Source organism: Streptomyces boluensis (genome assembly GCF_009908195.1).
Classification (GTDB): Bacteria; Actinomycetota; Actinomycetes; order Streptomycetales; family Streptomycetaceae; genus Streptomyces; species Streptomyces boluensis.
In genome coordinates, this window is record NZ_JAAAHS010000251.1 from 1 (window position 1) to 11493 (window position 11493).

Annotated in this window: 17 protein-coding genes; 6 read left to right on the forward strand and 11 right to left on the reverse strand. The window is 70.5% G+C overall.

All coding sequences use genetic code 11. From position 1 onward, the window contains the following. Nucleotides 1–306 (forward strand): vitamin K epoxide reductase family protein (locus GUY60_RS25890; protein WP_281368577.1); only part of this gene is annotated, 306 nt, incomplete at its 5' end. A 103-nt stretch (nucleotides 307–409) separates the two neighbouring features. Here GUY60_RS25890 and GUY60_RS25895 read toward each other — a convergent pair. Beyond that, entirely contained in the window at nucleotides 410–667 is a 258-nt protein-coding gene (locus GUY60_RS25895) for a hypothetical protein (RefSeq protein ID WP_161701955.1), read from the reverse strand. Between the two features lie 145 nt (nucleotides 668–812). After that, nucleotides 813–1205, reverse strand: coding sequence for a rodlin (locus tag GUY60_RS25900; protein WP_161701957.1), 393 nt, complete (start codon nucleotides 1203–1205; stop codon nucleotides 813–815). A gap of 255 nt (nucleotides 1206–1460) precedes the next feature. Here GUY60_RS25900 and GUY60_RS25905 point away from each other — a divergent pair, with 255 nt between their 5' ends. Beyond that, nucleotides 1461–1700, forward strand: a complete 240-nt coding sequence (locus GUY60_RS25905) for a chaplin (protein WP_161701959.1) — start codon at nucleotides 1461–1463, stop codon at nucleotides 1698–1700. Between the two features lie 194 nt (nucleotides 1701–1894). On the opposite strand, the gene GUY60_RS25910 is transcribed toward GUY60_RS25905, so the two are convergent. From GUY60_RS25910 to GUY60_RS25925, 4 genes are all read right to left on the reverse strand, one after another. Next, nucleotides 1895–2212 carry a hypothetical protein gene (locus tag GUY60_RS25910; protein WP_161701961.1) on the reverse strand — a complete coding sequence of 106 codons (318 nt, stop codon included), beginning with the start codon at nucleotides 2210–2212 and terminating at the stop codon, nucleotides 1895–1897. A 464-nt stretch (nucleotides 2213–2676) separates the two neighbouring features. Beyond that, nucleotides 2677–2907, reverse strand: coding sequence for a chaplin (locus tag GUY60_RS25915; RefSeq protein ID WP_161701963.1), 231 nt, complete (start codon nucleotides 2905–2907; stop codon nucleotides 2677–2679). Between the two features lie 269 nt (nucleotides 2908–3176). After that, nucleotides 3177–3569: a rodlin gene (locus tag GUY60_RS25920; protein ID WP_161701965.1), complete on the reverse strand. Its 393-nt coding sequence runs from the start codon at nucleotides 3567–3569 to the stop codon at nucleotides 3177–3179. Between the two features lie 182 nt (nucleotides 3570–3751). After that, entirely contained in the window at nucleotides 3752–4000 is a 249-nt protein-coding gene (locus GUY60_RS25925; protein ID WP_187370129.1) for a chaplin, read from the reverse strand. A 337-nt stretch (nucleotides 4001–4337) separates the two neighbouring features. Between GUY60_RS25925 and GUY60_RS25930 the strand changes: the two genes are divergently transcribed. Then, nucleotides 4338–4496: a hypothetical protein gene (locus tag GUY60_RS25930; RefSeq protein ID WP_161701967.1), complete on the forward strand. Its 159-nt coding sequence runs from the start codon at nucleotides 4338–4340 to the stop codon at nucleotides 4494–4496. Nucleotides 4497–4518: 22 nt separating this feature from the next. Here the strand turns inward: GUY60_RS25930 and GUY60_RS25935 are convergent, their stop codons facing one another. After that, a complete protein-coding gene (locus GUY60_RS25935; protein ID WP_161701969.1) occupies nucleotides 4519–4947 on the reverse strand; it encodes a DUF6299 family protein in 429 nt (142 codons plus the stop codon). A gap of 283 nt (nucleotides 4948–5230) precedes the next feature. Between GUY60_RS25935 and GUY60_RS25940 the strand changes: the two genes are divergently transcribed. From GUY60_RS25940 to GUY60_RS25950, 3 genes are all read left to right on the forward strand, one after another. Beyond that, on the forward strand, nucleotides 5231–5722 hold the full coding sequence (locus GUY60_RS25940) for a DUF5949 family protein (protein WP_161701970.1): 492 nt from the start codon (nucleotides 5231–5233) through the stop codon (nucleotides 5720–5722). 158 nt (nucleotides 5723–5880) lie between these two features. After that, nucleotides 5881–6384, forward strand: a complete 504-nt coding sequence (locus tag GUY60_RS25945; RefSeq protein WP_161701972.1) for a hypothetical protein — start codon at nucleotides 5881–5883, stop codon at nucleotides 6382–6384. A gap of 21 nt (nucleotides 6385–6405) precedes the next feature. Further along, complete coding sequence (locus GUY60_RS25950; protein WP_161701974.1) at nucleotides 6406–6639, forward strand: hypothetical protein; 234 nt, start codon at nucleotides 6406–6408, stop codon at nucleotides 6637–6639. Nucleotides 6640–6648: 9 nt separating this feature from the next. Here the strand turns inward: GUY60_RS25950 and GUY60_RS25955 are convergent, their stop codons facing one another. The 4 genes from GUY60_RS25955 to GUY60_RS25970 all read right to left on the reverse strand — a co-directional run. Next, nucleotides 6649–7254: an NAD(P)H-dependent oxidoreductase gene (locus tag GUY60_RS25955; protein ID WP_161701976.1), complete on the reverse strand. Its 606-nt coding sequence runs from the start codon at nucleotides 7252–7254 to the stop codon at nucleotides 6649–6651. A 75-nt stretch (nucleotides 7255–7329) separates the two neighbouring features. Then, on the reverse strand, nucleotides 7330–7707 hold the full coding sequence (locus GUY60_RS25960; protein ID WP_161701978.1) for a DUF6009 family protein: 378 nt from the start codon (nucleotides 7705–7707) through the stop codon (nucleotides 7330–7332). After that, nucleotides 7704–9278: a DNA primase family protein gene (locus GUY60_RS25965; protein ID WP_161701980.1), complete on the reverse strand. Its 1575-nt coding sequence runs from the start codon at nucleotides 9276–9278 to the stop codon at nucleotides 7704–7706. Before GUY60_RS25965 ends, GUY60_RS25960 begins: the two co-directional genes overlap by 4 nt. 760 nt (nucleotides 9279–10038) lie before the next feature. Further along, the coding region (locus GUY60_RS25970; protein ID WP_161701982.1) for an amidase at nucleotides 10039–11493 on the reverse strand (1455 nt) is incomplete at its 5' end.

An 11493-nucleotide genomic window follows, 5' to 3' on the forward strand; every position in this document is an offset into this window, starting at 1 on the left:
TTCCCGCGCTGGTACTGGCTGACGATGAACGCCGGGATGCTCTTCGGCGTCGGCTTCTGCACCTGGCTCATGTACCAGTCGCTGTACAACATCAACGCCCTGTGCCTGTGGTGCTGCCTCGCCTGGGCGGCCACGATCACCATGTTCTGGTACGTCACGGCCCACAACGTCCGCCACCGCTTCCTGCCCGCACCGGCCCCGTTGCGCGGCGCCCTCGACGAGTTCCCGTGGCTGCCCCCGGTGCTGCACATCGGCATCATCGGCATGCTGATCCTGACCCGCTGGTGGGAGTTCTGGACCAGCTGAAGTCCCGTACAGCGCAGGTAAGTTCACCCTTTGCGGTGACACGACGCGGCGCGGCCCCTCAACACCCGTTGAGGGGCCGCGCCGCGTCGTGCTGTTCGGTCGTTCAGGACATCAGCAGGCCGGTGACCGGCGCCGCCTGGTCGGTGAGCTGCCGCAGCTCGTTGAGCTTGCCGAGCTGACCGGAGACCGTCGGCACCTCGTCACGGTGCTCGGGGCCGACAGAGCTCATGGCGAGGTTGTCGAGCGTGCCGTTGACCGACACGGGCGTGGGCCCTTCGGCAGCGGCGGCCATGGGAGCCGCAAGCCCGGTGGCTCCGGCGGCGAGGGCTACGACAGCGAGGATGCGCTTTGCTTCGATCATGCGCTGTCCAACGAGTACGGGGACGAACAGGACACGAGCGGCAGCCCGCGTCACCCGAAGAGGCCGGGAGGCCGGGCCCACACAGCGAAAAGCCCCGGCACCGAAGCGCCGGGGCTCTCTTTTCCGCAGTGTCGAACGACTGATGTCAGTCGACGTTGGCCGACAGGATCGGCACGTTCTGCAGGATGTTCGACAGCGGCTCGTCGCCCTTGGCCTGCGTCGAGTTCTCGGTGCACTGCTGGTTCTGCGGGTTGGACAGGACCGGGATGTCCTGGACCGCGACCGGCACGACACCGACGATCGAGCCCACGTTGGCCTTGGCCGGCAGGCCGATGCACGGCTTGTTGAGGGAGCCCTGGACGAGGCCGAGCTGCGGGCTCATGTCACCGTTGGTGGCGGAGTTACCGTAGGTCTGCGAAGCGCCGTTGCCGCTCAGCGACGTGGTGTCGTCGTCCGCGAACGCCTGCGGAGCCATCGCAGCACCCAGACCCGCTACCGACAGGGTGACGGCCGCAGTGGCCATAACCTTCTTGAACATGTTCCGTCCTTGTGTCGCATGAATGCCCGCGATCGGAGCGCTCTGCCCAACTCACCTGCATCGCGTTTGGTTCTCCCCCTTCACTCCGATGGCCCTACCGAACCGCCCGAGCGGCGCCCCAAGTCCCGCACGGTCCACGGCGATTGCTCCATAGGGGGTCAACACCACGACGAGCCGTGTCATTGCGGCCGACGGCACGTTGCGACTACGTGGGCCCGTACTCGGGGCCCGAAGTCGAATAGAAGGTGCACCCCCATGAAGACTGCCAAGAAGGCCGCCCTGGTCCTGGCCGCCGCCGGGATCGCCGCCGGTGCCTCTGCCGGAAGCGCGTTCGCCGACTCCGACGCGACGGGCGCCGCCACCGGCTCCCCGGGCGTCCTGTCCGGCAACCTCGGCCAGGTCCCGGTCCACCTGCCGGTGAACGTGTCCGGCAACACCGCGAACCTCATCGGCCTGCTGAACCCGGCCTTCGGCAACGCCGCGGCCAACAACTGAGCTTCGGCCACACCCGACAGGGCGGCGACAGCGAGCGATCGGCTGTCGCCGCCCTGTCGCATGCGCGGCCACCGACGCGCCGCACAAAAGAAGGAGGTGGTGCGGCACCCACAGGCGCCGCACCACCTTCACTTCCCACCCGGACCGGGAGCAAGCTCATACCGATCCGGCAACCCCCTTGATCCGTACGGGAGTTACTGCCCCAGACCGGTCGGCAGACCGCCGAGCAGCGGGCCCGCCTGCGAGGCGGTGTCGACGACCTTCTGCGGCGCACCCTGACCGTCGGACAGGCCACCGGCCACGTCGGTGACGGGCTTGAGCGGGTCGCCGCCCTTGTGCAGACCCTGAGTGGCCTGCAGGTGCTGCGGGCCACCGGCGAGCGTGTCCGCCAGGGCGCCGTTCAGGCTCATCGGCCCCATCTCCCCGACGCCGTCGGCGGCGAGCGCCGGCGCGGCCGTACCCAGCGCCATCACAGAACCGGCGACGGCTGCGGCGACCTTGGAGTACTTCACTGAGTTTCCTTTCTCAGGGTGCGCTCTCTCAGTGACGCGAACCCTCGCGTCAGGCAGGTGTCCCGTCGACACCAGGCGCCACCTTCGCGCTGTCTAACGAGTTCTGCGGCAACCGGAAACCCCGTTGCGGGGGCCTTTCTTGATCCCACCCGAAGGGCGGAAAGGACTTTCGACTCGGCAAACGGGTGAAGGCCTCACCCGGCGCCGGCGCGCATGGTGTGTACTGAACTCAGCGGTCTTTCTTGGGCGGTGAGGGCTCCCAGCCGCCGACGCTTCTCGCGTCGTCGAGCCCGCCGTGTCTGTTCACCCGGCACGGCACACCCCGGGACTGCGGCACGTTGGGGGCCCTCCGGGGCCCCCAACTCGGTTTCCGCTCCTGCCGGTTGAGACCCGCGGAAACAGGAAACGGCCCCGGTGCGGTATCCGCCCGGGGCCGTTCTCGGTACTGCTCAGCGCTACGAACGTCAGTTGTTGACGCAGGTGTTGCCGAAGGCCGGGTTCAGCAGGCCGATGACGTCGACGGTGTTGCCACAGGCGTTCACCGGCACGTGCACGGGGACCTGGACGAGGTTGCCCGAGAGGACGCCGGGGGAGCCGGTCGCAGCACCCTGCGCTCCGGCGTCGGCCATGGCCGGGGTGGCGCCTCCGACGGCGAGCATGGCACCGGCGACAACGGTCATAACCTTCTTGTTCATTGTTCCCTTCCCACAGTGCTGCGCTACGTATCGCGACGGTCGCGTACGGCCGCAGACGATCATCACTGCAGCAGGAACAACGATTTCGGCAGGCAGAAGAAACCGCGAAATCACTAATCGCACGCAACTCACCCGAATGCTCCAGGCCGTTGGAGAACTCCCCCACCGGCGACATAAGGTCCGCCCTCCCCCAGCGCCCCCGGCCTCCGGACATGGCACTGCCCGGGCACGTCCGAGGACGGCGCCCGGGCAGGCGAAGTGCTCCGCGATCAGTTGGCGGAGAGAATCGGCACGTTCTGCAGCAGGTTCGAGAGCGGCTCGTCGCCCTTGGCCTGGGTGGAGTTCTCGGTGCACTGCTGGTTCTGCGGGTTCGACAGGACGGGGATGTCCTGGACCGAGACCGGCACGACGCCGACGATGGAACCGGCGTTGAGCTTGGCCGGCAGGCCGACACAGGGCTTGTTCAGGGAGCCCTGGATCAGCGCCATCTGCGGGCTCATGTCGCCGTGGGTGGCGGAGTTGCCGTAGACCTGCGAGGCGTTGTTGCCGCTCTCCGAGACCGTGTTGTCGCCGTCGTCGGCGATCGCGGACGGGGCCATGGCCGCACCGGTGCCGAGAACGGACGCCGTGACAGCAGCGGTAGCGAGGATCTTCTTAATCACTTCAGTCCCTTTTCTGGGTGTATGCCCGTTGGTTCAGCAGTCTGACCAACTCTCCGGTGAGGGTTTTGGTTCTCGTCGTTCACCCGAACGCCGGACACAGCACGGCGCCGTGCCGGTCCTGCCGCGCGGAATGCGCGACGGGTCCGGCACGGCGCACAGGTGCTCCGTGAGCAGCGGCGCCGCTACTGGTTGACGCAGACGTTGCCGCCCGTCGGGTTCAGCAGAGCGATCGCGTTGAGGGAGTTGCCGCACGCGTTGATCGGAACGCTGACCGGAATCTGGAGCACGTTGCCGCTCGCGACACCGGGCGAGCTCGCGGCAATACCCGTGGCGGAAGCGCCGGGACCCGGGTCCGCGACGGCGGCACCGGCACCGCCCAGGAGCAGTGCCGCGCTGGCCACGGCCATTGCACCAAGCTTCACAATCTTCATCTGCGTGCCTTTCTGTTGGGGCGGTGCGCGGCCCGTACACGAGAAACAGCCGCGCCCACTGACACGCATAATCACGACCGTCCGTGATTATTTTCGTGCGACATTCCGACGAGCCCTCGAATGGAGGCGCGGCCCGCGTTCCGCCCTTTTTCGGGCGCCCTCACGGAACTACGTCACGCGCCGTGTCCGGCCGTACAGAAAAGGCCGTATGGATTCCCGCGAATATCACGCTCAGTGTTCATGGATGTGCACCGGGTTGAAGCTTGCGGGAACCAGGCAGATGCTCGAAGGGACGCGCTCCGGGGCATCCGGCTGCGTCTCTGCACGAGGAGTATCGATGCGCTTGATCTTCAGCGTCCTGGCTGTCGCGCTGCTCGCCTCGGTCTTCGCGGGTGTCTGCGCCACGGCCCAGGCCAGGCCGCAGACACCCGTCGACGGCGCCCCGGCGTGCGGCACGGTCTTCCTGTCGATGACCGCGGCCGGCGGCAGTTGCTAGTAGGCCGCCCCGAGGCGGCCTGTCAGTCCTGCGGAACCAGGTCGACCTGCCGCTCCGCGGCGGCCAGGAAGGTCGTCCCGATCGGGATCAGACCCGTGCGCGGCTCGAGCTGTACGAGTTGGCCCTGCACCGTGGCCGGGCCGGGGGCGAGGTGGATGTCGCCGAACGCCCGCGACTTGGTGGACCAGTTGTGCCACGCGCCGTCGCACACCGCTTCCTGCGAGTCGCCGGAGATGGACGTGCCGCCCTGCTTCACGCTGGCCGTGACGTACACCGGCGCCAGGCCCGCCGAACCGGTGCAGCGGTACGTGCCGGAGGCGGTGACCGTGTGGTCTGCGGCGATGACGGCCTTGGTGTTCACGGCGATGTCCTGAGCGGGCGCCGCGGTCGCGCTGCCCGCGCCGAGCAATACGGCGAGACAGGCAATTCCGGTGGCGGTACGTGCGTACATGGCGTTCAACTCTCTTTCGGCTGGACGGATTTCCGGTGCCGTTGTGCGTATCACCCTTTCGACTGCCGGAAACGCTCCTGGTCGCCCGGCGGTGCGGTGCCGCGCGGAGGATTCACTCTTCCCGTGCAGTGGGCGCCGCCATTTCCTCGGGCAATTTCCCCGGCCCTGGTACGGCGGGCGGATTCGCGCCGCTCGTGCGCCCTCGAACGGTCTCCGAGTGCTCTCCCCTGAACGGGTGAAGCACGAGGCTCGGGCCGCTGTCACGCCGTTAGGGTGCCGGACCATGGTCGAAACCCAAACCGCCCCAAGTGGCAACCAGTTCAGCCTCGGCACCATGTCCATCCTGGCCTGGATCGGGGCGCCCGAGGAGGGCCACCAGACCCCGTATCTGCTCGCCTACACCCTCGGCGACGGGGCGAACGGCGCCGCCGAGAACGAGGCCGCCGTCGCCGGTCTCGCGCAGAGCCTCACCCTCTCCCTCGACGGGACCATGACGGACGGCTCGCGCCCCGGCTTCCCCGTACGGCTGCTCGTGGAGGGCGGGCAGGCGGTGCTCAGCATGCAGGGCCTGAACGCGCAGTGCGTCGCCCCGCCGGAGTGGCTGGACGCCGTGCAGGAGGGGGCCTCGGTGCACTTCGTGCTCAGCACCCGGGCCTGGCCGCAGGCCGTTCCGGGGCAAGAGCTGTCGGCCGACACGTTCCGCGCGTACGTCGGTGACGAGACGGTGCTCGGGTCCGCCGCGCACTGTCTGCTGCCCGTCAGCAAGCTGCGCTGACCGGCGGTCGCGCCCGGTACGGCCGGGGGGGGGCCGCCGTGCCGGGCGCGGTTGCTGCGCCCAGGGGACAAGCCGTGGGGTTTGCCGGTGCGGCTCGTTGTGCCGGGGGAAGAACCGTTGCTCTCGAAAGCCCGAAGAAGCTCGAAAAGGTGGACACCGTGAAGTTGACCAGCCGTGCGGGCCTGGCCGCGCTGATGACATGCATGGCCTCGGCCGCCGCCGTGACCCCTGCGGTGGCCGGTGACTCCGTGCCCGTACCCGTCCCGCTCGAGGGCCTGGAGCACGCGCTGCCGATCGAGGCGCCGGAGCTGCACGGCGGGGTGCCACTGCCGAAGCCCGGCGCGCCCGTGATCGCGGAGCGCGGCGAGGGCCGCCTCGTCTCGCGGGACGTGCTGCCGCAACTGCCGGTGCACAGCGCGCTGCCCCGTACCGTCCTCGACGTACCGGTCACCGACCCGCTGAGCCAGGAGCGGGTGGCCGGGCTCGGCATCGAGTCGCCGGACTCGCCGGTCGAGGCGCTCTCCCCCGGCCTGGGCCTGGACGCTCCGCTGACCGAGCCGGGAGCGGGCCCGCTCGGGCTGCCCGAAGCGACGCTGCCGCAGTTGGCGGTGCTCGCCCCGGCGCTGCAGGCGGAGCCCGGCGCGGACACCCGCCTCTCCTGAGGCCCACCGGGTCCGGCTGACATGAACTCGAGCCCCGCGGACGGCAGTTCAGCGCCGGCGCCCCGTCCTTCGACGGGGCGCTGGCAGCGGGTGCGGACCATCGAACGCGCCCGCCACGAGCCACCGGCCACCGCGCCTCCTCCCCCGCCGCCGTCCGAGGAGATCGGTGCCACGCCGGTGTACGACCAGTTGGTGGCGGAGTACCGGGCGCGCGATCTGACGGTGCCGCGGACGCCCGGGTACACGGGGCAGTAGGACGCCCGCTCAGGCGGCCGTCAGCTCGGCGGCCGCCTGCCTGGCCTCGTACAGCCAGGTCTTCCGCTGCTCGGCCGAGGAGTCGGTCATCGTGCGGAACACCTGCCGGCGGACCTCGGTCACGCCCACGTACGGCAGGACGCAGGCCGCCCAGATCCGCTCCAGCGGGTCGCCGAACTCGCGCTCCTCGCGTACGGCCGGGGTGTCCGAGGTGTTCAGGACCAGGGCGCGGCGTGCCTTGAGGAGGCCCGCGGGTTCGCCGTCGGCGGTGCCGAGTTTGTAGGCGACGCCCGGGGCGAGGACGCGCTGCACCCAGCCGGTGAGGACGGCGGGTGGCATGCCCCACCAGTTGGGGTGCACGAACACCAGGGCGTCGTGCCGCGCGACCTCCTGGCGGTGCCGCCGTACGAGCGGGTCGTCGGCGTCCGGGGCCGCGTCGACCGTGCCGGTGCCGTCGGCGGGGAGCAGCGGGTCGAAGCCCTCCGCGTACAGGTCGTACGACCGCACCCGGCAGTCGCGGGCCCGCAGTTCGGCCGCGACTGCCTCGGCGAGCGCGTGGTTGAAGCTTCCCGGGCGCGGGTGCGCCAGATAGATCCCGATCTCCGTGCCGGCCATGTGCCGCCTCTCCCCCGTCGTCGTCCGGGGCAGCCTACGGCCGGTCGCGGAAGGCCTGTTCAGGACGGTCCCGGTTCAGGAAGGTGCCAGGCCCGCCGCCGCGCCGTACTGGGAGCGGGGGGTCTTCTCGCCGACCTTGCCGGGGCTGATGGTGCGCGGGTCGACGGCCTCGCCGGGGGCGCCCTCGCGGTAGACGCCGTGGGGCGCGTAGTCCCGGTCGTGCGGGAGCAGGTAGAAGACCCGGCGCTGGTAGTAGCCGGAGTCGGCCTGCTCGGCGTCGCCGGTCAGCTCCGCGTAGCCGACGATGCGGCCCTCGCGGGCGTAGGCGGGCTTGCCGCGGCGGCGGGTGGTCTTGTCGCGGGACTGGCGTACGTAGTCGAGACGGTCGGGGTCCTCCAGCCAGATCACGTTGTTCTCGTGACAGAGCTCGTCCTCCGTCAGCAGCGAGCTCATCGAAGCGGCCCTTCTGTCTCGTACGCGGGGATCGTGGCGGAGCCCGGGTCGGGGAGCAGCCCGATGCGGGGGTAGTACTTGCGCCCGTTGGATTTGAGCATCTCGGCGGGTGAGGCGAGGCCGGTCTCCTGCCGGACGCGGGTGGCGAAGGCGCGTTTGGTGGCGGGCCTGATGCCCTCGCCCGCCGAGCACCAGGAGACGTACGAGGTGTACAACGCGCCCTGCTCCGCGCGCAGTTCGCTCTCCGCGTCCGGGTCGCGGCAGCAGCACTCGGTGAGGAAGCGGCCGATGTGGTCCTCGGTGGCCGCGTACGCGCGGGTGGCGAGGCGGACGCGCTGCGGGCCGTCGAGGGCGTCGCGGGTGCGGAGGTAGCGGCCCGCGCCGGTGATGAGCCACTGCAGGATGCCGGGGCCCTCGTCGCGGACCAGCTCGAAGGCCAGGTTGTCGATCTTGCGGGCGTCGGGGACGACCCGTTCGAAGGGGATCAGGCGGATGCGGCGCCAGAACGCGTAGCCGCCGGTGGAGACCTCGGGGCGGTGGTTGCCGAGCAGCCACAGGTGGTGGGTGGGCGTGAAGGAGAAGTAGTCCTGCCGCATCCGGCGGGCCTTGATCTTGTCGCCGCCGGTGAGGAGCTTCACGCGGGCCTCGTCGAAGCGGTCGTTGGGCTTGAGTTCGCTGCAGATCAGGATGCGGCGGCCGTGCAGTTCGGTGAGCTCGGTGGAGTGCTCGGAGAACGCTCCGCGGTCCATGAGGAAGCCGGGCGGCGCCGCGTCGGCGTAGTCGCCGAGGAGCTGGATCATCGTGTCGAGGAGCACCGACTTGCCGTTCTTGCCCTCGCCGTGGAGGAAGGGCAGGACCTGGGCGCCGACGTCGCCGGTGATCGAGTAACCGAGCATCAGGTGCAGGAAGTCGATCATCTCCCGGCCCTCGTCGTCGTCCCCGAAGGTGTCCCGCAAGAAGCGGTGCCAGCGGGGCGTGGCGGTGTTCTCCGGGGCGACGGTGGTGGCCTTGGAGTGGAAGTCCCGGGTCGGGTCGGGCTTGCGCAGGGCGCCGGTGCGCAGGTCGACGACGCCGGTGGGGGTGCACAGCGCGTACGGGTCGCCGTCGAGGGCGTCCGGGTCGAGGGCCAGGGCGGGGGCGGCCTTGGCCTGGGTGAGCAGGGCCTTCATGCCGGTGGTGGACAGGGTGCGGCGGCGGTGGCCGCGCAGCTCGCGGTCGCTGTGCCGCCCGTCGGGGTCCTGTTCGGGCATCTCCTCGGCCATCTCCCCCGCGGCCCACAGCGCGGCCTTGTCACCGCCGCTGCGCTTCCAGCGATGCCCGTTCCACTCGTGCCAGCCGAGTCCCTCCACGTGCCGGAAGCGGTCGCTGTAGAGGTGCGCGAAGAGTTTGGCGTTGCCTCGGTCGCTGAGGGTGGGCGGCAGGGCCGCGCCGGGCGGTGCCGTGCGGGCCGCCACCTGTACGGGCTGTACGGGGACGGCCTTGGCGGGTGCGCCCTTGAGCGCGGCCTGCTGCTCGAAGGCGAGCAACTGCTGGGCCACGGCAGCGGCGTCGAATCCGGGCGCGCTGGTCATGGGCGTCCTTGCGGGTGGAGGTGTCGGGCGCCCGCCGCCAGGGCGCCGTCGCGGCTGCGGGGCCCTGGCGGAGCGTCCTGCCCGGACGAGGCGGGCAGCTGCCGGCCGTGGACCGCACGGCGGGAAAAGCCGCCAGCGAGCGAGGGGACCGGGGGCCGCGCGCTCATCGCGACAACCGCCCGTCGTCCACCATGCATAAACACCCGTACATCCCGTTCTGCCCTATTTCGTGAGAGGCCCAAGGGACCGAACTCGCGCGGCACGCCTTCCTCGTCGCCGCATCAACTCGGTCCCTCGCAGGCAAGTAACTGGATTTCAGTCCCTTGGGTCACTGTCGGGCTCGGCCGAGCCGGGAAAGGGGCGGGAAGGGACCGAAAAGCAGTGACTGAACGGTTTGGACCCTGCGCTTGGACCCTGGGCATCACCGCAGGTCAGAGCGGTGCGGGGGTGCGATCAGGGACTGAAGGGACTCAGAACCCCTAATTATGAGCTGTACTAGATATGTCTTTACATATGCGCCCGCGTATACGCGCGTATGAAACACGTAGTTACGCTCATAATGGCGAAGTTGAGTCCCTTCAGTCCCTTCAAGCCCTGCTCAGCCACCGGGTAAACGGCCGTGACCTGCGGTTTCTCCAAGGGACTGAACGGCAGGGACCGAAAGGGACGGAAGCCGTTCAGTCCCCGTGTTCAGTCCCCGCCGTCTCCGCCGTCAGCCCCTCCGGCCGCTCCCCCGCGAGCCGGCCCGCGCCAGGGACCGTCAGCCGCGCAGTGCGGGCGCGGTCGGCTGCGGCAGCAGCCGGGACAGGTGTCCGGCGACGGCGAGCACCGTGCGGTCGGCCAGGTAGGGACCGACGACCTGCACGGACAGCGGCAGCCCCGACGCGGTGCGCCCGACCGGGACGACGGCCGAGGGCAGCCGTACGTGGCTGGTGAGGTTGGCCCAGGTGGTCTGGTCGAAGTACGGCCGCTCCGCGCCGTCGACCGTGATGCGCCGCTGCGGGACCGGCACCGAGGTCAGGTCGGGCACAGCCGCGGTCGGCGCGGCCGGGGTGATCAGGACGTCGTGCTCGGCGAAGTACGCAGCCCACTTCAGGGCGAGCTTCTCCCGCTCCTCGTTCGCGCGCAGCCAGTCGCGGTGGTGCATGGTCCGTGAGCGCAGGAAGAACGCGCCGGGGCTGTGGTCGTCGTCGGCGAGCGCGGCGGCCGCCTCGACCTCGGCGCGGAACGCCGCGTCGGTGGCCGATGCCGTACCGGTCGCGTACATCAGGGACTGGAACAGCCGGTCGGAGTCCGCGAGGTCCACCGGGCGGGTGTCGGGGTCCGGGCGGGCGCCCTCGGCGGCGAGCAACTCGGCGACCTGGTCGAGGAGTTCACGGGTGGGAGTGTCCACGCGGCAGTACGGGTCGTCGGCCCAGACACCCACGCGAAGGCCCCTGAGCGCCCGGCTGCGGGGCTCGGGGAGGTCAAGGCGCCATGCAAGTACCTCGGAGGGCGCGGGGCCCGCGAGAACGCCGAGGAGCAGTTCGAGGTCCTCGGCGGTGCGGGCGAGCGGGCCGGGGGTGAGCATGTCCCCGCTGGTGAGCCAGCCCGGCGGGCGCGGGATGTGGCCGCGGGTGGCGACGACGCCGTGGCTCGGGCGCAGCGCGTGCACCCCGCAGTAGTGCGCGGGCAGTCGCAGTGAGCCCGCCAGGTCGCTGCCGACGTCAAGGGCGGTCAGACCGGTGGCCACGGCAGCCGCGGGACCGCCGGAGGAGCCGCCCGCGGTGCGGTCGGCGTCGTACGGGTTGCGGGTGGTGCCGAAGATGGTGTTGGAGGTCTGGATGTCCTGGCAGTTCGCCGGGGTGTTGGTCTTGCCGAGGATGATCGCGCCGGCCGCCCGCAGCCGCGCCACCGCGTCCGCGTCACGGTCCGGGACGTGCTCGGCGAGGTCCGGGCTGCCGCAGGTCGTACGGAGCCCTGCGGTCTCGAAGGCGTCCTTGACCGTGATCGGCAGGCCGTGCAGCGCGCCGAGCGGTTCGCCGGTACGCGCGAGGTGCGCGTCCGCCTCGCGGGCCCGGTCGCGGGCGCGTTCGGCGTCGAGGGTGACGACGGCGTTCACGGACGCGTTGGTGCGCTCGTGGTGGTCGAGGACCAGGTCGAGGAGTTCGGCGCTGGAGATCTTCCGCTGCCGCAGGGCGTCGAGCTGGTCGCGGGCGGGGGCGAGGTGGAGGGG

Coding starts and splice junctions, on each gene's coding strand:
- GUY60_RS25895 (WP_161701955.1), bottom strand. CDS start 667: ATGATCGAAGCAAAGCGCATCCTCGCTGTCGTAGCCCTCGCCGCCGGA.
- GUY60_RS25900 (WP_161701957.1), bottom strand. CDS start 1,205: ATGTTCAAGAAGGTTATGGCCACTGCGGCCGTCACCCTGTCGGTAGCG.
- GUY60_RS25905 (WP_161701959.1), top strand. CDS start 1,461: ATGAAGACTGCCAAGAAGGCCGCCCTGGTCCTGGCCGCCGCCGGGATC.
- GUY60_RS25915 (WP_161701963.1), bottom strand. CDS start 2,907: ATGAACAAGAAGGTTATGACCGTTGTCGCCGGTGCCATGCTCGCCGTC.
- GUY60_RS25925 (WP_187370129.1), bottom strand. CDS start 4,000: ATGAAGATTGTGAAGCTTGGTGCAATGGCCGTGGCCAGCGCGGCACTG.
- GUY60_RS25930 (WP_161701967.1), top strand. CDS start 4,338: ATGCGCTTGATCTTCAGCGTCCTGGCTGTCGCGCTGCTCGCCTCGGTC.
- GUY60_RS25935 (WP_161701969.1), bottom strand. CDS start 4,947: ATGTACGCACGTACCGCCACCGGAATTGCCTGTCTCGCCGTATTGCTC.
- GUY60_RS25940 (WP_161701970.1), top strand. CDS start 5,231: ATGGTCGAAACCCAAACCGCCCCAAGTGGCAACCAGTTCAGCCTCGGC.
- GUY60_RS25950 (WP_161701974.1), top strand. CDS start 6,406: ATGAACTCGAGCCCCGCGGACGGCAGTTCAGCGCCGGCGCCCCGTCCT.
- GUY60_RS25955 (WP_161701976.1), bottom strand. CDS start 7,254: ATGGCCGGCACGGAGATCGGGATCTATCTGGCGCACCCGCGCCCGGGA.
- GUY60_RS25960 (WP_161701978.1), bottom strand. CDS start 7,707: ATGAGCTCGCTGCTGACGGAGGACGAGCTCTGTCACGAGAACAACGTG.
- GUY60_RS25965 (WP_161701980.1), bottom strand. CDS start 9,278: ATGACCAGCGCGCCCGGATTCGACGCCGCTGCCGTGGCCCAGCAGTTG.